Genomic DNA, 18,956 nt, shown 5'->3' with positions numbered 1-18,956 from the left:
CCGCCCTTTCTGCAACCTTGGCGATTGGCGAAACCATCGGCGACAGCGTCTTTCTCCCCGTTACTATACGGGGAGAAATGTCCGGCAGGACAATGAGGGGCGGCGCCATGCTCTCCAGAAAATTTCTCCGCCGGACGGCCTTAACCGCAGCGTCTTGCGCCGGCATCCTAACCCTCTCCACCCTCGCCCTCTGGGAACTCGACCGCGCCTTCCCGCCCCCGCTCTCGGCAAAGCTCACGGTCTCCACCGAGGTCCAGGATCGCGACGGCCTTCTGCTGCGCGCCTTCGCCACGCCGGACGGCTACTGGCGGCTCGAAACGCGGCTCGACCAGGTCGACAAGCAGTTCGTCGACATGCTGGTCGCCTATGAGGACAAGCGCTTCTGGGACCATGAGGGCGTCGACGTGCTGGCGCTCGCCCGCGCCGCCGGCCAGCTCATCACCAGCGGCCACATCGTCTCCGGCGGCTCGACGCTGTCAATGCAGCTGGCGCGGCTGATCGAGCCGCGCGAAAGCCGCAGCCTTGGCTCCAAGATCAAGCAGATGCTGCGCGCCATCCAGATCGAGCGGCGGTTATCGAAGCGAGAGATCCTCGAACGCTACCTGACGCTGGCCCCCTATGGTGGCAATCTGGAAGGCGTGCGCGCCGCCTCGCTCGCCTATTTCGGCAAGGAGCCGAAACGGCTCACGGTTTCGGAAGCCGCCCTGCTCGTCGCCCTGCCGCAATTGCCGGAGCGCCGCCGGCCCGATCGCAACCTGCCGATTGCGCACGCCGCGCGCGACCGGGTGCTGGCCCGCATGGTTTCCGCGGGCCTTATCAACGACCGCGAGGCCGCGCGCGCCGCCCTCGACGATGTCGCCGGATTGCGGCGCAGGCTTCCGGCGCTGGCGGCGCACGCCGCATACGCGATGCTGCCCAAGGCAGTTCCGGGCCAGCCGCTGAAGCTGACGATCCGCAGGAGCGTCCAGTCCGGGTTGGAACAGGTGGCGCGCGAAGCCGCCACCAAGCTCGGCCCTCGCCTCTCCGTCGCCATGGTGATGGCCGACGCGCGCACCGGCGATATACTGGGTGAGGTAGGCTCGGCCAATTTCTTCGATGCCAGCCGCTCCGGCTGGATCGACATGACCAAGACCATCCGCTCGCCCGGTTCGACGCTGAAACCCTTCATCTATGGACTCGCCTTCGAACAAGGGTTGGTCGCGCAGGAGACACTGATCGAGGACAGTCCCGCCGACTTCGGTGGCTATAGGCCGAAGAATTTCGACATGGGCTATCAGGGCGATGTCAGCATCCGGCAGGCATTGCAGCTGTCGCTCAACGTGCCGGCGATCCGCGTGCTCGACGCCGTAGGCCCGGCTCGGTTGATGGCGCGCTTCCGCCAGGCCGGCGTGACGCCGGTGCTACCGGTGAACGAGGCGCCGGGCCTCGCCATTGGCCTCGGCGGCGTGGGTGTGACGCTGCGCGATCTCGTCCAGCTCTATACGGGGCTCGCCAACGGCGGCAAGACGCACTCGCTACATGACGGCAGCGAGCCTGCCAACGCCCAAAGCACCACCGCCACCATCCTCGACGACCAGGCAAACTGGCAGATCATCGACATCCTGTCGGGCGTGAAGCCGCCAGAAGGCGCCATCCAGCGCGGCATCGCCTACAAGACCGGCACCTCCTACGGCTATCGTGATGCCTGGTCGGTCGGCTTCGACGGCCGCTACGTGCTGGGCGTCTGGGTCGGCCGCCCCGATGCCGGCGCGGTGCCCGGCCTGTCCGGCTATGTCTCGGCCGCCCCCATCCTGTTCGAGGGCTTCGTCCGCTCGGGTCTCGCCGCCGTGCCGCTGCCCGGCAAGCCTCCCGGCGTCCAGAACCCGAAGCGCGATGAGCTGCCGGTGACGCTCGCCCGCTTCGGCTCAGGTTCCGACGGGCTGGTGCAGGCGACGCCGACCGAACCCGCGCCGACCATCATCTTCCCGCCGGACGGCGCCCGCGTCGATCTCGCCACCAATTCGGCCGACGCCACGCCGCTGGTGCTGAAGCTGCAGGGCGGGCGCGCACCGTTCCGCTGGCTGGCCAACGGCAAGCCGCTCACCGGCATCGACCGCACGCGCACGGCGACCTGGCTGCCCGATGGCACCGGCTATTCCACGCTGACGGTCATCGACGCGGCCGGGCGTGCGGCCAGCGTGAAAGTGTTTGTCGAATAGAATCCGGCAAGGGATTCGCCGCATAGGATTTTTGCGCGACGGCGCGAACTGCCGATTTTCAGCACGGGCTGTAGAGCGGGAGCTACCAATCTCCCCCTCGTGGGGAGATCAGCTGCCACCGCCGATTTCGCCAATTTTCGACGTTGCGGGGATCCGCGATCGGACTCCCGCTGCGCGGGCATGAGGAAGAAATTTCTCCTCGCAGCCAACAGGCGGCGAAAATTTGCTTCGAAGGGGCAAAAAAGGCAACATTGAATGCATCTAAATTCTATCAATTCGGTAGAGTTCGCCGGAGTTCAACGGAGGCGGGAATGACCAAACCTTATTTGAAGAAATTGCTCGGCGCGCTGGTCGCCTCATCTGTCCAGTTCGGCACACTGGGTTTCGCGTTTGCCGACACCACCATCCTCAACGTGTCGTACGACCCGACGCGCGAGCTCTACAAGGCCTATGACGAAGCCTTCGCCGCGCATTGGAAGGCCGAGACCGGCGAGACCGTTACCATCCAGCAGTCGCATGGTGGATCAGGCGCACAGGCCCGCGCCGTGATCGACGGACTCGATGCCGACGTGGTGACGCTGGCGCTCGAAGGCGACATCAACGCCATCGTCTCGAAATCGAAGAAGATCAATCCAGACTGGCGCACCAAGTTCGAGAACAATTCGGCACCCTATACCTCGACCATCATCTTCCTTGTCCGCAAGGGCAATCCCAAGGGCATTCATGACTGGAACGATCTGGTCAAGGATGGTGTCCAGGTGATCACGCCGAACCCCAAGACCTCCGGCGGTGCGCGCTGGAATTATCTCGCCGCCTGGGCCTACGCCAACGCCAACGACGGCGGCGACGAGGCCAAGACCAAGGAATTCGTCGGCAAGCTCTACGCCAATGCTCCGGTTCTCGACACCGGCGCGCGCGGCTCGACCGTGACTTTCGCGCAAAAGGGCCTCGGCGACGTGCTGATCGCCTGGGAAAACGATGCCTATCTGGCACTGGACGAATTCGGCGCCGACAATTTCGAACTCGTCTACCCGCCGACGTCGATCCTGGCCGAACCGCCGGTGGCGATCGTCGATGCCAATGTCGACGCCAAGGGCACGCGCAAGGTCGCCGAAGCCTATCTGAGCTGGCTCTATTCCAAGGAAGGGCAGACGATCATCGCCAAGAACCACTATCGTCCGGCAAAGCCCGAGCTTGTCGCGGCCGAGGATCTTCCCAAGACACCGGCGATCAAGCTGATCTCCATCGACGATCCGCTTTTTGGCGGCTGGAAGAAGGCGCAGCCTTATCATTTCGGCGACGGTGGTATATTCGACCAGATCTACAAGCCGGCCCAGTAAGTGGCTGGGGGGAGAAGCCCTCACGGGCTTCTTTCGTCGACAAACCTTCGGACGATGGCGACCGGGGCCATGGTCAGGCAATCTGGTTGATTAAAAAGGGACGATCCACAATTCCATGACGACAGCTCCCGCGCAGGCGGGGTGGCGGTTCAAGCAGCCGAGTGTCATTCCGGGTTTCGGATTGACGCTCGGCTTCTCGCTTGCCTACCTCACCCTCATCATCCTCATTCCGCTGTCCGGGCTGGTCTGGCGCTCGGCCGCCCTTGGCTGGCCTGAATTCTGGGCGATCGCAACCGATCGCCGCACCCTCAATGCGCTGCGGATCAGCTTCGGCACGGCCTTCATCGCCGCCCTGGTCAATGTGGTCTTCGGCACGCTCGTCGCCTGGGTGCTGGTACGCTACCGTTTTCCCGGACGCCGCGTCGTCGATGCCACGGTCGACCTGCCCTTCGCCCTGCCGACGGCGGTGGCCGGCATTGCGCTCACCACGCTCTACGCACCGAACGGCTGGATCGGCCACCTTCTGGCGCCGCTCGGCATCAAGGTCGCCTACACGCCGCTCGGCATCGTCATTGCGCTGGTGTTCATCGGCCTGCCCTTCGTCGTGCGCACCGTGCAGCCGATCATGGAGGAGATCGACAAGGAGGTGGAGGAAGCCGCGGCAACGCTTGGCGCCAGCCGCTTCCAGATCATCACCCGCATCCTCTTTCCAGGCCTGGCGCCGGCCATCATCACCGGCTTTTCGCTGGCCTTCGCGCGCGGCGTCGGCGAATACGGCTCGGTCATCTTCATCGCCGGCAATTTGCCCTACAAGTCCGAGATCGCCCCGCTGCTGATCGTCATCCGGCTGGAGGAATACAACTATCCGGCAGCAACCGCGATCGCCGCCATCATGCTCGCTCTGTCGTTCTCGATGCTTCTTGTCGTCAATCTCGTGCAGACATGGAGCCGCAAGCGCTATGGCTGATCCTGAAATCAAATCCTGGGAACCGCATCATGAGAGCCGTTCGGCGGCGGTGACCGAGAGCCGGCCGGCGCAAGCCGTTCTGATGGTCATAGTCTTTGCCTTCCTCGGCATTTTCCTGCTGCTGCCGCTGATCATCGTCTTCCACGAGGCCTTCGCCAAGGGCATTGGCGCCTATCTGCAATCGCTCAGCGATGCCGACACCCGCTCGGCCATCCGGCTTACACTTCTGGTGGCGGCGATCTCGGTGCCACTCAACATCGTCTTCGGCATCTCCGCCGCATGGGCGATCGCCAAGTTCGAATTCAAGGGCAAGGCTTTCCTCACCACGCTCATCGATCTGCCCTTCTCGGTCTCGCCGGTCATTTCCGGCCTGGTCTATGTGCTCCTGTTCGGCGCGCAGGGGTTGCTCGGCGGCTGGCTGAAGGCGCATGGCATCGTCATCCTGTTCGCCGTGCCCGGAATTGTGCTGGCCACCGTCTTCGTCACCTTCCCATTCGTCGCGCGCGAGTTGATCCCGCTGATGCAGGAACAGGGCAATGGCGACGAGGAAGCCGCCCTGTCGCTCGGCGCCAATGGCTGGCAGACCTTCTGGTACGTCACGCTGCCCAACGTCAAATGGGGCCTTCTCTACGGCGTGCTCCTGTGCAACGCGCGCGCCATGGGCGAGTTCGGCGCGGTGTCGGTGGTGTCGGGCCATATACGCGGCCTGACCAACACCATGCCGCTGCATGTCGAAATCCTCTACAATGAATACAACGCGGTCGGCGCTTTCGCTGTCGCCTCATTGCTCGCGGGACTGGCGCTCGTCACGCTGGTCTTGAAAACACTTCTCGAGATGCGCTACGGCGCCGAAATCGCCGCGACGCGCGGACACTAAAAAGGGACTATTGATGGAAGTTCGCGTTGCCAACGTGCGCAAGGAGTTCGAACGCTTTCCCGCGCTCCACGACGTGTCGCTCGACATCAAGTCGGGCGAGTTGATCGCATTGCTGGGGCCGTCCGGTTCCGGCAAGACGACGTTGCTCCGGCTGATCGCCGGTCTGGAGCGGCCGACGCGCGGCAAGATCTTCTTCGGCAACGAGGACGCCTCGCAGAGGTCGATCCAGGAGCGCAATGTCGGCTTCGTCTTCCAGCATTACGCGCTGTTCCGGCACATGACCGTCGCCGACAACATCGGCTTCGGCCTCAAGGTCCGCCACGGGTCGACGCGCCCGCCGGCGGCCGAAATCCGCCGCCGCGCCTCGGAGCTTCTCGACCTCGTCCAACTTTCGGGCCTGGAAAAGCGCTATCCGGCGCAGCTTTCCGGCGGCCAGCGGCAGCGCGTGGCGCTGGCGCGCGCCATGGCCATCGAACCCAAGGTGTTGCTGCTCGACGAACCGTTCGGCGCGCTTGACGCGCAGGTGCGCCGGGAATTGCGCCGCTGGCTGCGCGAGATCCACGACGCCACCGGCCATACCACCGTCTTCGTCACCCACGACCAGGAAGAGGCGCTGGAGCTTGCCGACCGCGTCGTTGTGATGAGCCAGGGCCGCATCGAGCAGGTAGGCACCGCCGACGACATCTACGACACGCCGAACTCGCCCTTCGTCTACCGCTTCATCGGGGAATCGAGTTCGCTTCCCGTCAAGGTCGAGAATGGCGAAATCTGGCTTGCCGACCGTCCGATCGGACTTTCGGATCCGCACGCGCCCTCGGGCGATGCGACGCTCTATTTCCGCCCGCACGATGTCGAGCTGCTGGACGGCTGTAGCGGCTGCATCGCCGGCACGGTTGCCGCAAGCCGGCGGGTCGCAGGCACAAGACGGGTAGAACTCGAAATCGGCGGCGATCGCCAGCGCGTCGAGATCGAACTGCCGGTCGGCCATCCCGCCGCACAAAAGAGTCGCGTCGCGTTCCGCCCTGGACGGTGGAAGCTGTTCCCCGCCACCTGACTTTCAGTCCGGCCTATGCCAGCCAGTTCTCGACCTTCAGGCCCTTGATCCGGCTGAACTCTCCAGTGTTTGCCGTCACCAGCGTGGTGTCCAGGATACAGGCGTGAGCGGCAATCAAGAGGTCGTTGTTGCCGATGGCCTGGCCCCTGCCTTCCAGTTCGGCGCGAAGTGCGCCGTACTGGACATCCACTGGCACATCGAGCGGCAAGACGGGAATTTCGGCCAGTAACGCCTCGACCTTCTGGAGCAGCTTGGCCGATCCTTTCTTGACGCAGCCATATCGAAGCTCCGAGGCGACCACGATGCTGGTACACACGGCGTCATCTCCCTCGCGCAACATGGCGCTGACGGCCTTGCCGGTCGGATTTCGGATCATGTCGCTGATAATGTTCGTGTCCAGCATGAACCGCATTCACAAGATATCCTCTGGTTCGACGGGCTTGTCGTCGATCTCGGGGAAGTCGTCCTCAGGGCCCAGCGGCGGTTCTTTCGCCCATTGAGCGAGCAGAGCCGCGAGACCAGCCTTGCGCACCGGCTCAATGATCAGGCGGTCGCCGTCGCGGCTGATCAGAACCTTCTCGCCGGGTAGCTCGAACTCGACGGGAATGCGCACCGCCTGGCTGCGGTTGTTGCGGAAGAGCCTCGCTACCTTCGATGGCGCTGGTGAATGGCGGTCCCGTGGCATGCCATCTTCCTTTGTATATGCCAAATGTATATGCCGAATAACCATTATGCAATCGGTCACATTCGCATCGGCCGGTTCTGGAACGATTGTGCACCCGGACGCCTGCAACGTGGCAGCCTAGGGACGCAGAATGATTCAGTTTGGAAGAAAATCCTAACAAATGACTGATCCGGCGACAAACTTTTCTCGCCGAAAGGTCACGCGGCCCTTGCGCGTGCCTCGTCTCGCACCATGCGCCACGGCTATGTTCGCGCGATAAACACATTGCACTGGAGATCCATTTTCATGAAGCGATTTTTTCTGGCCGCCGCCACCCTGGCCAGCCTGTTCCTGGCATCCTCCCAAGCCTGGTCGGCAGACAAGCTGTTGAACGCATCCTATGACGTCGGCCGGGAATTGTTCGTCCAGGTCAACAAGGCCTTCGTTGCCGGACATCCCGGCGTCACGGTCGACCAGTCGCATGCCGGAACCTCGGCGCAGGCGCGTGCTATCGCCGAAGGCCTTGCCGCCGATGTCATCACCTTCAACCAGGTCACCGATGTCGATTTCCTGGTCAAGAAAGGCCTGGTCTCAGCCGACTGGCAGAAGGATTTTCCCGACAATGCCTCGCCCTTCTACTCGCTGCCATCCTTCCTTGTGCGCGCCGGCAATCCAAAGCACATCAAGGACTGGAACGACCTGGTGCGCGATGACGTGCAGGTGATCTTCCCCAACCCCAAGACGTCGGGCAATGCGCGCTACACCTATCTGGCGGCAACCGCCTACGCCAAGGAAGTCTTCAAGGGTGACGACGCCAAGGTGAAGGAGTTCATCACCAAGCTGTTCAACAACGTGCCGATCTTCGACACGGGCGGGCGCGCCGCGACCACCACCTTCGTGCAGCGCGAGATCGGCGACGTGCTGATCACCTTCGAATCCGAGACGCGGGGCATTCGCAAGGAATATGGCGACGACAAGTTCGAGCAGGTCACGCCCTCGGTCAGCCTGCTGGCTGAATTCCCGGTGGCGATCGTCGACAAGGTCGCCGACGAGCACGGCACGCGCGATCTTGCCAAGACCTATCTCGATTTCCTCTACACACCCGAAGGCCAGAATATCCTGGCTGAGAATGGCAACCGCGTTCGCGACGCGGCTGTTGCGGCCAAGTACAAGGACCAGTTTCCCGATGTCCGCCTGCTGACGGTCGAAAACGTGTTCGGCGGCTGGGACAAGGTGCAGAAGGAGCATTTCGCCGCCGGTGGCCTGCTCGACCAGGCCTATGGCAGCCGCTGACCTCGGCGACATCAGCGATGAACGGGAAGCCGGCGCTTTGCCGGCTTTTTCATTTCATGCGCCCACAAACCGGTTTCTGGCGCAATTTCGACCTCTTCTGTGAAAAACGTTACAAAGAATCAACGCGTTTGTGCCTAACGTGCCCCTTGGCGGGCGCGAAACATCATTGCGTGATCAAAACGTCATTATTTGCACACAAACAGTCGCCAGATGCGAGTGGTTGGGGCTTTATGGGTTGATCTGGGCATGCTGACAAAAAAAGGCAAATACGGCCTCAAGGCCCTCGTGCATCTGTCCGGTCTTCCAGCCGGCCAACTGGCCTTCGTCAACGACATTGCCGTGGCCAACAACATCCCGAAGAAATTCCTCGACGCCATCCTGGGGGAGTTGCGCAATGCCGGCTTCGTCCAGAGCCGCAAAGGCAAGGAAGGCGGCTACCGCCTCGCCCGGCCGGCCTCCGAGATCAAGATAGGCCATATCGTCAGGGTGCTCGACGGACCGTTGGCGCCCATCCCTTGCGCCAGCCGCACGCAGTATCAGCGCTGCGAGGATTGCGACGAGGCAACCTGCCAGGTCCGGCACATGATGCTGGAGGTGCGCCAGGCGATCGCCGAGGTGCTGGACAATCGCAGCCTCGCCGCCATGCGCGACGCCGACAATGACGATTTCCCCGTCGAAATGACCTCGCAGATCTAGAGGGGATGCCGAACCGAAGGCCGAGCCGGAGGTTTGGGAATTCTCACCGCGCCTGTCGACGCGGCAAGGCCGTTGCGATCAACTGGCTGGGCCGATGAGGCTGTCATGGTTCGCAATATCCCGCGACCGCAAGCCGCCATCGGCGGGCACCTTCCATACTGATATCATCGCCGACATTTCCGTCCCCGACAGCGGCGAGACCGTGCGCTTTTTCAGCCGCAAGGTGATCCATCCCGGCAGGATTCGCGGCATCTCGAACCAGGATGCCCGCGAAATCCTGCTGTCTGCCTTTTACCTCGCGGTCGCGGCGACGGTGCCGTTGCGCTGGTGGGCGCCGATCTGCCGACAGATCTCGAGATCTCGCCTGAAACGTCACACGCGCAAACGTCTCCAGCGCTATGCCGACAGCGTGCACGCGGTTCTTGGCAACAGTATCGATGCCCGCAAGCAGTTCGAGGACTCGCTCGCGGCGCGCCATCGCTTCCGTCTGCAGCTTGCCGGTCATCTGGTCGCCAGCCGCTGGTCGCCGACCATCCGGCTGGAGGGGATCGAGGGGCTGCAGGCCGCGCTGCGACGCGGCCACGGCGCCATCATCTGGTGCGATCAGTTCACGGCCCAGACCATTATCGGCAAGCGCGCTCTGTATGAGGCCGGCATCGAGGCCCATCAGGTGAGCGCCAACACCCACGGTATTTCCAATTCGGTATTCGGGCTGCGTTTCCTGAACCCGCCACTGATCAATGTGGAGAACCGGTATTTGAAGAGCCGCATCGTCTTTGACCGCAACGAGGCCTATCAGGTCACCATCCGCATCCAGAAGATCCTCCGCGGCAATGGCGTGGTGCTGATGACCAACACCATTCATGCCGGCTCGACTTTCACCGAGGTCGCGTTGGGGGAGAGCGGCTCCACGTACCTTGCCTCGGCGCCGGCCAACTTCGCCGCCAGGAACAAGGTCGCCCTGTTTGGCATGTCCACCTTCGAAGTGGCGCCCTTCCGGGAGTACCGGGCGATGCTGAGCGCCGAACTGTTGCCGGCGGCGCCGGCCGCGTCGGCGACCGGCAAGATCCCGGACGGGGCCAAGAACATGGCCTTGCAGGCAGCCTACATCCTGCTCAAGCGCGATGCCCTGCTGCGGGCGCTGAAGCTCTATCCCGAGCAGATGCCGTCATGGTCTGGCCTCCGGCGCCTGACCGAGGATCAGGACGGCAGCGGTATCGGCACCGATCCAGAGTCATGACCGCCTTAACGCGTGAATTGCCCCGGCAACTATGTCGGCCACGGGGCGCTTCGCATCGACGGTCAATGCCACCTCGTCCGCCACGGGTGCTTCGAGAATGGCAAACTGGCTGTCGACGAGACTTGCCGGCATGAAATGCCCCCTGCGGTTGGCGACACGCCGCCGCGCCGTGGCCGGGTCGATTTCCAGATAGAGGAAAACGATGTCCGGGCAAAAGCCGCGCAGGCGGTCGCGATAGCCGCGCTTCAACGCCGAACAGGTCGCCACCACGCTATGCCCGCCGGCGATGGATGCCGCGACCTGCTGGCCGATCGCATCGAGCCAGCCGGCGCGTAACGCATCGGTGAGCGGCTCGCCGCTGGCCATGCGCGCGACGTTTTCTGGCGGGTGCAGCCGATCGCCCTCGATAAAGGTAGCGCCGAGCCCGGCGGCCATCCCCTTGCCGACGATCGATTTTCCGCAACCGGCGACGCCCATCACCACGATCGCGAGCGGCGGACTGAAAGCCGCCTTCGGCGATTGAACGGACCCGTCAGCCACGATGCGGATCAGCGGCTTGCCGGCGCGCGGCCGTAGAGCAGGAGCATGGCGACGATGACCACGCCGTAGATGATCTGCCGCCCCGCCTCCGGCATCTGCATGACCGACAGGATGGATTGCAGGAGCGTGATCAGGATGACCCCGGCAACCGTGCCGAGATATGAGCCGCGCCCGCCGAGTATCGAAGTGCCGCCGAGCACCACCGCCGCTATCGACGGCAAAAGGTAGGCATCCCCCATCGACTGCGCCGCCTTGGAGGCATAACCGGCCAGAAGCACGCCGCCGAAGGCCGAGAGCCCGCCGGACACGGCAAACGCGATCATCACCACGCGGCGTGTATCGATGCCCGACAGATAGGCCGCGCGTTCTCGATTGCCGATACCGTAGACGGTGCGGCCAAAGCTGGTGCGCGAAAGCACGAAGACCGTTGCCGCGCCGATGACTGCCCAGATGATGACGGCGTTGGGGACGCCCGGAATGGTAAAACCTGTCGCGAGATAGCGCATGGCTGCCGTGGCCGAATCCTGTGGCGAGAAGCCTCCCGTGTAGACGACCATCAGCCCTTGCGCGACGGCGTTGGTGGCCAGCGTAATGATCATCGAGGGGATGCGCAGATACGCGACGCCGATGCCGTTGACGATGCCGATCAGAACGCCGCAGAAGATGCCGAACGGGATGGCCAGCGCCACCCCGACAGGACCATAGGCCGCCGCCGCGCAGGCCATCATCGCGCCCGCCGCCACCGCCCATGGCACCGACAGGTCGATCTGGCCGAGCAGGATGACCAGCATCATGCCGGTGGCGATGACGCCGAGAAACGAGGCCACCTTGAGCTGCTGAAGCAGATACTCAGGCGACAGGAAGCTGCGTGAATAGAGGCTGCCTAGGAACAGCAGCAGCACGATGCAGGCAAATGCGGTCAGCACCGCCGGATCGGCGCGGCGCAGGAATTTTGGCATATGTCCGGCGATGCCGCCCAATGTCGTCTCGCTCACAAGAACCACTCCAGCCGGTTGCGGACCCGAAACAGCGCGAACGCGCCGAGGCTGACGGCGATCAGCAGGATAACGCCCTGGAACAGCGGCTGCCAGAGCGGATCGAAATCGAACACGAACAGCAGGTCGCCGATGGTGCGGAAGGCCAGCGCGCCGAAGATCGCGCCGATGGCGCTGCCCTTGCCGCCGAACAGCGAGACGCCGCCCAGCACCACCGCGGCGATCGAAAACAGCGTGTAGGAGTTGCCGCTCGCATAGGCCGCCTCGCCCGTATACGTAAAGAAGGTCAGGAACAGGCCGCCAATGGCTGCCAGCAGCCCCGCCAGCGTGTAGGCGGCGAACTTGCCCCGCCGGATCGGCACGCCCGACATATAGGCCGCGGTCTCCGAGGACCCTGCGGCGTAAGCCGCGCGGCCGAGCACCGACCGGCTGAACGGCACCCAGACGACCAGGACCACGGCCAGCAGCACGACGAGGCTCGCCGGCACGACATCGAACACCCGGCCCGTCAGCGCGTCGGCGAGGTCCTCATTGACCGAACCACCAGGAAACGGCCGCAGCAGCAGCCCGATGCCATAGTAGATAGCGCCGGTGGCAATGGTGGCGACGATGGGTTGCAGGCGTCCATAGATGACGATGGCGCCGTTGATCGCCCCGCACAGGAGGCCAACCGCCAGCACCGCAAGCACACCAAGCGCCGTCTGCGTCGGCGTACCCACCACCAGCCAGGACGCCAGGCAATTGGTCACAAGGAAGATCATGCCGACGGACAGGTCGATGCCGGCGGTGATCACCACCAGCGTCTGCGCCATGGCGACGAAGGCGAGCAGCACGCCCTTGTTGGCCGCCGTCTGCACGACATTGGCGGTGAAGCCCGCGGGATGGTTCGATGTGTAGATGATGAACATGACGATGAAGATGCCGAGCGCCAGCAGCGTTCCGCGCTGTTCGGCAAGCCAGTAGCGCCAATCCTTCACGCGTCCGCTCCCTGGCTCATCGAGGTTCCCTCGCCCTGAATGTTGAGCGCGCTGGCGATCAGCGCCCGTTCGGTGATCTCCGAACCCACCAGCTCACGCTTGACCGCGCCGTCATAGATCACCAGCACCCGGTCGCAGCAGCCGATCAGTTCGTCGTAGTCGGTCGAATAGAACAGGATCGCGGCACCCGCGTCGGCGAGCTTGCGCATCAATTGATAGAGCTCCTGCTTGGTGCCGACGTCGATGCCGCGCGTCGGATCGTTGAGCAGGATGATGCGCGGCTGGCGCATGAGCCATTTGGCGATGACCACCTTCTGCTGGTTGCCGCCCGACAGCGCGCCGACAGGTATGTCGAGGCCGGCGGTCTTGATCGCCAAAAGGCCGACCATGTCGTCGATCATCCGCTGTTCGGCGGCGCGGTCGATGATGCCGCCTTTCGCCAATCGGTCGAGCGCGGCGAAAGACAGGTTCTCACGCACCGTCATCGGCAGCATCAAGCCTTCGGTCTTGCGGTCCTCGGGGATGAGCGCCATGCCGATTCCGTCCTCGCGCGCGGCGGCGGGGCTGCTGATCTTGACCGGCTTGCCGTCGATCAGCACCTCGCCGGTGAGGCCGCGCAGCACGCCGAAGAAGGCCAGCAGCAACTCGCGCTGCCCCTGCCCGTCGAGACCGCCAAGGCCGACGACCTCGCCTGCCCTGACGCTCAGCGATATGTTGTCGAGACGGTCGGTCCAGCTGAGCTTGCGGGCTTCGAGTACGGGCGCGGCGGCGGCCGGTGCAAGCGCCGGCTTGGGCGGAAAGATATGGCTGTATTCACGGCCGATCATCAGCTCGACCACCTCATTGTCGCTCTTCGATCCGGCCTTGTAGCTGGCGACGTTGCGTCCGTTGCGAAACACCGTGCACTGGTCGGCGAGTTCGGCGATCTCGTTCATGCGGTGCGAGATGTAGAGCAGCGCCAACCCTTCCGAGCGCAACCGTTTAAGCACGCCGAAAATCTTGGAGACATCGGCCGCCGTGAGCGCCGAAGTCGCTTCGTCGAGGATCAGGATGCGCGGCTTCCTGGCGAGCGCCTTGGCGATCTCCACCATCTGGCGGCGCGACAGCGGCAAGTCCTTGACCAGCGCCAGCGGGTGGATGTCCTCGGCGCCCGCGCGCGCCAGCGCTTCCTCGGCGATCCGGCGCTGCGCCTTGCGGTCGATCATGCCGAAGCGCGTCGGCGGATCGGAAATGACGATGTTGTCGGCGACACTGAGTTCGGGAACCAGCGACAGCTCCTGGAAGATGCAGACGATCCCGGCTTTGTTGGCCGCCCCCGGCGAAGCGAATGTCACGTCACGGCCGTCGAGCTTCATCAGGCCTTCGTCGGGCGCGACAACGCCCGCCATGATCTTGATCAGCGTCGACTTGCCGGCGCCGTTCTCGCCGAGGATGGCGTGGATGCTACCCGCTTCGACGACAAGCTCGGCCTTTTCAAGCGCCCGCACGCCGCCATAGCGCTTGGAAATGCCTTCCATGCGAAAGAGTGGAGCCGCACCGTCCATCAACCCTCCCCAGGCGTTTTTAATCACGCAAGGCGTTTTCATTCACGACAGGGCGCCGCGGGGTGAGCCGCGGCGCCGAATGACATCCTAGGCGGTTACTGGTTTTCCTTGCTCTGCCCCATGATTTCCTGGGCGCTGAAGTTGATGCCGCAGGTCGGGAAGGAGTTGCCTACGAAGAAATTGTCGGATTCCTTCGGGAAGTAGTCCGTGCCTTCCTTCATGTTCGGATCCGTGGCGACAGCCAAGGGCAGCTTCACCTCTTGCGGCACCACCTCTCCTTCGAGCGCCGCGATCGCGGTCTTGATGGCGACGGCGACCTGGGCCGGGCCGGAACCGGCGGAGGTGCACTTCAGCCCATCGGCCGAATGCGCCGCGCAGAACTTGCGGAAGCCGTTCTCGGTCTCGCCGCCGAACGGTACGAACGGATGCTTGGCGTCGATCATCGCCTGCACGATGCCGGTGTCGCCGCCCTGCCCGGTGATGCCGTCGAACGGACCATTGGTGGCGATCGCATCGGCGGTCACCTTCTGGGCCACGCCGTCATCCCATTTGCCGGCAACTTCCGTGACGTCCCACTTCTTGCCGGAAGCGGTGAGCACCTCGTGGATGCCGTTGTGGCGATCGGTGTCCACGGAGGTGCCGGCAACGCCGCGCACTTCCAGGATCTTGCCGCCATTCGGCACCTTCTCGACCAGCCACTTGGCCCACAATTCGCCAAGGCCCTTCTGGTCGACGTTGACGTTGATGGCGTCCTTGGTGTCGAGGATGTTGTCGAAGGCCACCAGCACGATGCCGGCTTCCTTGGCGCGCTTGATGACCGGGCCGAAGGCGGTCGGGTTCTGCGCGTCGGTGACGATGGCGTCATAGCCGGAGTCGATGAAATTGTTGATCGCCGAGATCTGCGCCGGCACATCCTCGCCGGTCGATACAACCTTGAATTCCTTGATCTTTGCCTTGACGTCGGGCTGCGCCGCGTAGGCCTTGGCCGTCTGCACCATCTGGATGCGCCAGGTGTTGGCGATATAGCCATTGGCGAAGGCGATGCGGAATGGTCCGGTCTTCTTGGGGAACTTGAAGAATTTGGTGTCCGCGCTCCAGGGCGCGAAGCAGTCCGCCTGGGCGGCTGGGCCTGATACGACCTCCGGACCGGCGGCCATGGCGGCCGAGTTGAGCATGACGAATGCACTGGCGGCAACGATGCCACCAACAAGTGACTTGATCATCGATATTCCTCCCATTTGCGATTCTGAATTGTCGTTTCAGGCTGTCCAATCTGGCGCCTCCGGCCGGCACCTCCCGCCTGCCCGGCCGCACCTTTTCAGGCTGGCAATCGCCAACCCGCTACCTCCCCTTGTCGCCTCGCCCCTCCGAGAAAATTATCATATTATATATAATAAACAAGCATGAGCTGTTGCTTATATATAATAAACAGGGCTTGGCTTCTTGCCAATGCGCCCGCCCGAACAAAATGGTAGCGCTACCATGACGCAGTGTAAAGCGGGATTTGCGGCAGGTCTCGAAAGCGTGTTCAGCGTTCCGTGCTCTCGCGGCGCTTGAGCTCGAAGCCGAGATCGACGATCCGCTGTTCCGGTCTGTCGCCGGCAATCGCGGCCAGCGCCATGGCCACCGCGCGCCGGCCGATCTCATAGCGGTGGGTACGCACGCTGGTGATCGACGGAAAGGCCACCTGCATCATGTCGAGGTCGTTGAAGCCGACGATGCCGATCGTCTTCGGCACCGCGATCGAGGCGCGATGACACTCGAACAGCACGCCTAGCGCGATGTCGTCATTGTTGCAGAACACACCGTCCAGCGTCGGCATCTTGGCCAGTGCGTCGCGGAACATTTCGCGGCCGAGCGACACGCTGGACAGCACCGGCGTGGTGGTGACCAGGCGGGGATCGAACAGTCCAGCTCTCTCCATCGCCGCGCGATAGCCGGCAAGGCGACGTTGCGAGCGCGGATCCATGCGCGCGCCAATGAAGCCTATGCGGCGATAGCCGGCCTCGATCAGATGCTCTGTCGCTGCCCTGCCACCATCGAAATGCGAGAAGCCGACCATCATGTCGACCGGGTCCGGCCCTGTCTCCATCACTTGAACCACTGGGCAACCAGCCGCCTCCAGCAGCTTTCGCGATGATGGCGTCTGGTCGATGCCGGCCACGATCAACGCCGCCGGCCGCTGCGAACCGAACACCTGCAGCAGGCGCTCTTCCTCGAGACCGGAATAATGGGTGTTGCCGAGCTGGATGCGAAACGGGCCGTCCGACAGGCTGTCATAGATGCCGCGCACCACTTCGGCAAAGACGTTGTTGGTGAGCGACGGCACGAGCACGCCGAACACTTCGGCACGCGCCGAGGCCAGCGCCCGCGCATTGGGGTCCGGCACATAGCCGAGTTCCTCGACGGCGGCCTGGATCTGGCGGCGCAGCTCTTCCGAGACACGGCCGGGCTCGCGCAGCGCGCGCGACACCGTGATGGCGCCGACGCCGGCCTTCTCGGCGACATCGGCAATGGTCGGGCGGCCCCCGCCACGGCGCGGACGCGGCTTGATCACGGGCACGCCCCATGCAAAAGGCGGGCGCCGCTGCGCGTTTCCGAAACCATATTCAGCGTCCTTGCCACCGTAATCATGCCAACCGGCCTGTTGCCGCACCCGCTCGCCTTCTGGCGTCGCGCAGCCTTGGGGTGGTTGTCAAGTCGAGCGGTCGTCTCGTGACAGCCGGGAGAGGTGCTTCAGGCCATTGCCGCGACGTTGCCCCTCGCCTTCCATATGAACAGCCCGATTGCCAGTATGTTGAGCAAATTCCAGGCAATGCCATTGAGGAAAGCGGCTGCGTAAGAACCGGTAAGGTCGTAGATCCAGCCTGACATCCAGCCGCCGATCGCCATGCCGAAGATGGTCGCCATCATGACGATGCCGATGCGCTGTCCCGCCTCCTTGGCGGGCAGGTATTCGCGCACGATGATGGCATAGCAAGGCACGATGCCGCCCTGCGACAGGCCGAACACCAGCGACACCACATAGAGGGAGGCGAGCCCATCGAACGGGATGTAGAACAGCAGCGACAGGCATTGCAGCACGGAGCCGATGAGCAGCGTCTTGACGCCGCCAATGCGGTCGGCGATGAAGCCCGAGGCGAGCCGGCTGACGACGCCCGCCGCCATCATGATCGACAGCATGTCGGCGCCATGCGCCATACCGTAGCCGAGATCCATGCAATAGGCGACGATATGCACCTGCGGCATCGACATCGCCACGCAGCAGCCAAGGCCGGCGACGACCAGCAATGTCTGCAGCGCCGCCGGCGACATCGAAATCGGCTGCACAGGCCGGCTTCCGGGCGAGCCGGCCGCGGCCGCCTGCGGGGCGCCGCGCCGCAGCATCAGAACCAGCGGCACCATGGTGACCAGGCAAAAGACGCCGATCGCCGCATAGGTGAAGCGCCAGCCTTCCGCCTTGATCAGCGTCGGCATGATGGTCGGCCAGAGCGCTCCGGCAAGGTAGTTGCCGGCAGCCGCGGCCGTGACGGCGACGCCACGCCGGCGGTTGAACCAGTGCGAGATATCAGCGATCAGCGGCCCGAAGATCACCGACGTGCCGACGCCGATCAGCACCCCCTGGGCAAGGCTGAATTGCAGGATCGACGTCGATAGCGCCGCGAGCACGAGGCCCGCGGCGAGCGCGACCGAGGAGACCAGCGCAGGGATCCAGTAGCCCATGCGGTCGATCGCGCGGCCAACCACCACGTTACCGAAGGCAAAGCCCACCATGGTCGCGGTGTAGGGCATCGACGCCGCCGCGCGGTCAACGCCGAATTCAGCCTGCACGGCGGGCAGCACCACGACGACGGCCCACATGCCCACGGCACCGATGGTCGCCAACACCATCGAAATGCCCAGCCGCATCCAGGCATAGGCACTGTCGATGCCAGGGCCGGCCTGGCTGGAAGCGGTTTGGGTCAAGGCGTTTCCTGTCGGCGGCTCGGCAGATCGGCCGCTCTTTGCGCCAGTATCGGCTTATTCCCGGCGCCGAGCAGCGCCACGGCCGGCAAATCCGTGGCTCCAGCCTGGCGCGGACGGCGAGGAACCAGAGAGCGGGCGCCACGTTCCCCCGGCAATCAACAATGCAAGGGTTGTCGCCATGACCGCGAAACAGAAATGGTCTGCCGAGGTCACCGAGCACAGTGATGCGATGGACCTCGAGGATCACATCTTCGAATCCGATGATCCAGGGAAAATCGCCGCCTCGCTCAAGCGATCCGCCGAACACAGCCACCGGCGCAAGGCCGAGCCTTTCCAGTCAGCCATGTCGATGCTGAACTTCTACATCAACCGCGCCGGCAAGAACCTTCCGGCTGAACGCAGAAAGGTCCTCGAGAGCGCGAAGGACGAATTGCGGGCGGCATTCGGGCGGCCGAGGGAAGACTAGCGACACCCGCAGGGTAGCCCGTGCCCGATGACGAATTCATCGGACCGCATTGGCAAATGCGCGAGTTGGTGAAGGGTTGGCGGCGGCGGGTGGCGAACACGACACACATTCGTGCCGCCCGACCTGCCGCGGAGCCGAT

The 18,956-nt window shown here is 63.8% G+C and carries 18 protein-coding genes; 9 read left to right on the top strand and 9 right to left on the bottom strand.

What is annotated here, in order from left to right:
* Positions 1 to 107: 107 nt before the first annotated feature.
* The 5 genes from pbpC (at position 108) to ACO07C_RS00425 (ending at position 6,436) form a co-directional block, all read left to right on the top strand.
* Positions 108 to 2,198, top strand: a complete 2,091-nt coding sequence (gene pbpC, locus ACO07C_RS00445) for a penicillin-binding protein 1C (protein WP_421912269.1) — start codon at positions 108 to 110, stop codon at positions 2,196 to 2,198.
* Positions 2,199 to 2,509: 311 nt separating this feature from the next.
* Positions 2,510 to 3,538: a sulfate ABC transporter substrate-binding protein gene (locus tag ACO07C_RS00440; protein ID WP_421912268.1), complete on the top strand. Its 1,029-nt coding sequence runs from the start codon at positions 2,510 to 2,512 to the stop codon at positions 3,536 to 3,538.
* Positions 3,539 to 3,653: 115 nt separating this feature from the next.
* The gene (gene cysT, locus ACO07C_RS00435; protein ID WP_421912267.1) at positions 3,654 to 4,505 is read left to right on the top strand and encodes a sulfate ABC transporter permease subunit CysT; all 852 of its coding nucleotides are present in this window, start codon (positions 3,654 to 3,656) and stop codon (positions 4,503 to 4,505) included.
* Entirely contained in the window at positions 4,498 to 5,382 is an 885-nt protein-coding gene (gene cysW / locus ACO07C_RS00430) for a sulfate ABC transporter permease subunit CysW (protein ID WP_421912266.1), read from the top strand. The genes cysT and cysW overlap by 8 nt, the downstream gene beginning before the upstream one ends.
* A gap of 13 nt (positions 5,383 to 5,395) precedes the next feature.
* Entirely contained in the window at positions 5,396 to 6,436 is a 1,041-nt protein-coding gene (locus ACO07C_RS00425) for a sulfate/molybdate ABC transporter ATP-binding protein (RefSeq protein ID WP_421912265.1), read from the top strand.
* Between the two features lie 13 nt (positions 6,437 to 6,449).
* On the opposite strand, the gene ACO07C_RS00420 is transcribed toward ACO07C_RS00425, so the two are convergent.
* Both ACO07C_RS00420 and ACO07C_RS00415 read right to left on the bottom strand, forming a co-directional pair.
* Positions 6,450 to 6,848, bottom strand: a complete 399-nt coding sequence (locus ACO07C_RS00420; protein ID WP_421912264.1) for a type II toxin-antitoxin system VapC family toxin — start codon at positions 6,846 to 6,848, stop codon at positions 6,450 to 6,452.
* A complete protein-coding gene (locus ACO07C_RS00415) occupies positions 6,849 to 7,121 on the bottom strand; it encodes an antitoxin (protein ID WP_421912263.1) in 273 nt (90 codons plus the stop codon).
* Between the two features lie 285 nt (positions 7,122 to 7,406).
* Between ACO07C_RS00415 and ACO07C_RS00410 the strand changes: the two genes are divergently transcribed.
* The 3 genes from ACO07C_RS00410 to ACO07C_RS00400 all read left to right on the top strand — a co-directional run bounded on the left by ACO07C_RS00410 (position 7,407) and on the right by ACO07C_RS00400 (position 10,329).
* Positions 7,407 to 8,393: a sulfate ABC transporter substrate-binding protein gene (locus tag ACO07C_RS00410; protein ID WP_421912262.1), complete on the top strand. Its 987-nt coding sequence runs from the start codon at positions 7,407 to 7,409 to the stop codon at positions 8,391 to 8,393.
* Positions 8,394 to 8,639: 246 nt separating this feature from the next.
* Entirely contained in the window at positions 8,640 to 9,089 is a 450-nt protein-coding gene (locus ACO07C_RS00405; protein WP_421912261.1) for an RrF2 family transcriptional regulator, read from the top strand.
* Between the two features lie 94 nt (positions 9,090 to 9,183).
* Positions 9,184 to 10,329, top strand: coding sequence for a hypothetical protein (locus ACO07C_RS00400; protein WP_421912260.1), 1,146 nt, complete (start codon positions 9,184 to 9,186; stop codon positions 10,327 to 10,329).
* Here the strand turns inward: ACO07C_RS00400 and ACO07C_RS00395 are convergent.
* From ACO07C_RS00395 to ACO07C_RS00365, 7 genes are all read right to left on the bottom strand, one after another.
* Positions 10,324 to 10,806, bottom strand: coding sequence for a gluconokinase (locus tag ACO07C_RS00395; RefSeq protein ID WP_421917414.1), 483 nt, complete (start codon positions 10,804 to 10,806; stop codon positions 10,324 to 10,326). The two genes, ACO07C_RS00400 and ACO07C_RS00395, sit on opposite strands and share 6 nt — an antisense overlap.
* Before the next feature lie 71 nt (positions 10,807 to 10,877).
* The gene (locus ACO07C_RS00390; protein WP_421912259.1) at positions 10,878 to 11,864 is read right to left on the bottom strand and encodes an ABC transporter permease; all 987 of its coding nucleotides are present in this window, start codon (positions 11,862 to 11,864) and stop codon (positions 10,878 to 10,880) included.
* Positions 11,861 to 12,841 carry an ABC transporter permease gene (locus ACO07C_RS00385; protein ID WP_421912258.1) on the bottom strand — a complete coding sequence of 327 codons (981 nt, stop codon included), beginning with the start codon at positions 12,839 to 12,841 and terminating at the stop codon, positions 11,861 to 11,863. The genes ACO07C_RS00390 and ACO07C_RS00385 overlap by 4 nt, the downstream gene beginning before the upstream one ends.
* A complete protein-coding gene (locus ACO07C_RS00380; protein ID WP_421912257.1) occupies positions 12,838 to 14,385 on the bottom strand; it encodes a sugar ABC transporter ATP-binding protein in 1,548 nt (515 codons plus the stop codon). Before ACO07C_RS00380 ends, ACO07C_RS00385 begins: the two co-directional genes overlap by 4 nt.
* 95 nt (positions 14,386 to 14,480) lie before the next feature.
* Positions 14,481 to 15,608: a sugar ABC transporter substrate-binding protein gene (locus ACO07C_RS00375; protein ID WP_421912256.1), complete on the bottom strand. Its 1,128-nt coding sequence runs from the start codon at positions 15,606 to 15,608 to the stop codon at positions 14,481 to 14,483.
* A 305-nt stretch (positions 15,609 to 15,913) separates the two neighbouring features.
* On the bottom strand, positions 15,914 to 16,942 hold the full coding sequence (locus ACO07C_RS00370) for a LacI family DNA-binding transcriptional regulator (protein ID WP_421912255.1): 1,029 nt from the start codon (positions 16,940 to 16,942) through the stop codon (positions 15,914 to 15,916).
* 179 nt (positions 16,943 to 17,121) lie between these two features.
* Positions 17,122 to 18,351, bottom strand: a complete 1,230-nt coding sequence (locus tag ACO07C_RS00365; protein WP_421912254.1) for an MFS transporter — start codon at positions 18,349 to 18,351, stop codon at positions 17,122 to 17,124.
* 178 nt (positions 18,352 to 18,529) lie between these two features.
* On the opposite strand from ACO07C_RS00365, the gene ACO07C_RS00360 reads away from it, so the two are divergent.
* Positions 18,530 to 18,817: a DUF3175 domain-containing protein gene (locus ACO07C_RS00360; RefSeq protein ID WP_421912253.1), complete on the top strand. Its 288-nt coding sequence runs from the start codon at positions 18,530 to 18,532 to the stop codon at positions 18,815 to 18,817.
* Positions 18,818 to 18,956: the final 139 nt, after the last annotated feature.

This window comes from Mesorhizobium sp. (genome assembly GCF_965229135.1).
Lineage (GTDB): Bacteria > Pseudomonadota > Alphaproteobacteria > Rhizobiales > Rhizobiaceae > Mesorhizobium.
This window is presented reverse-complemented; position numbering and strand designations above follow the sequence as displayed.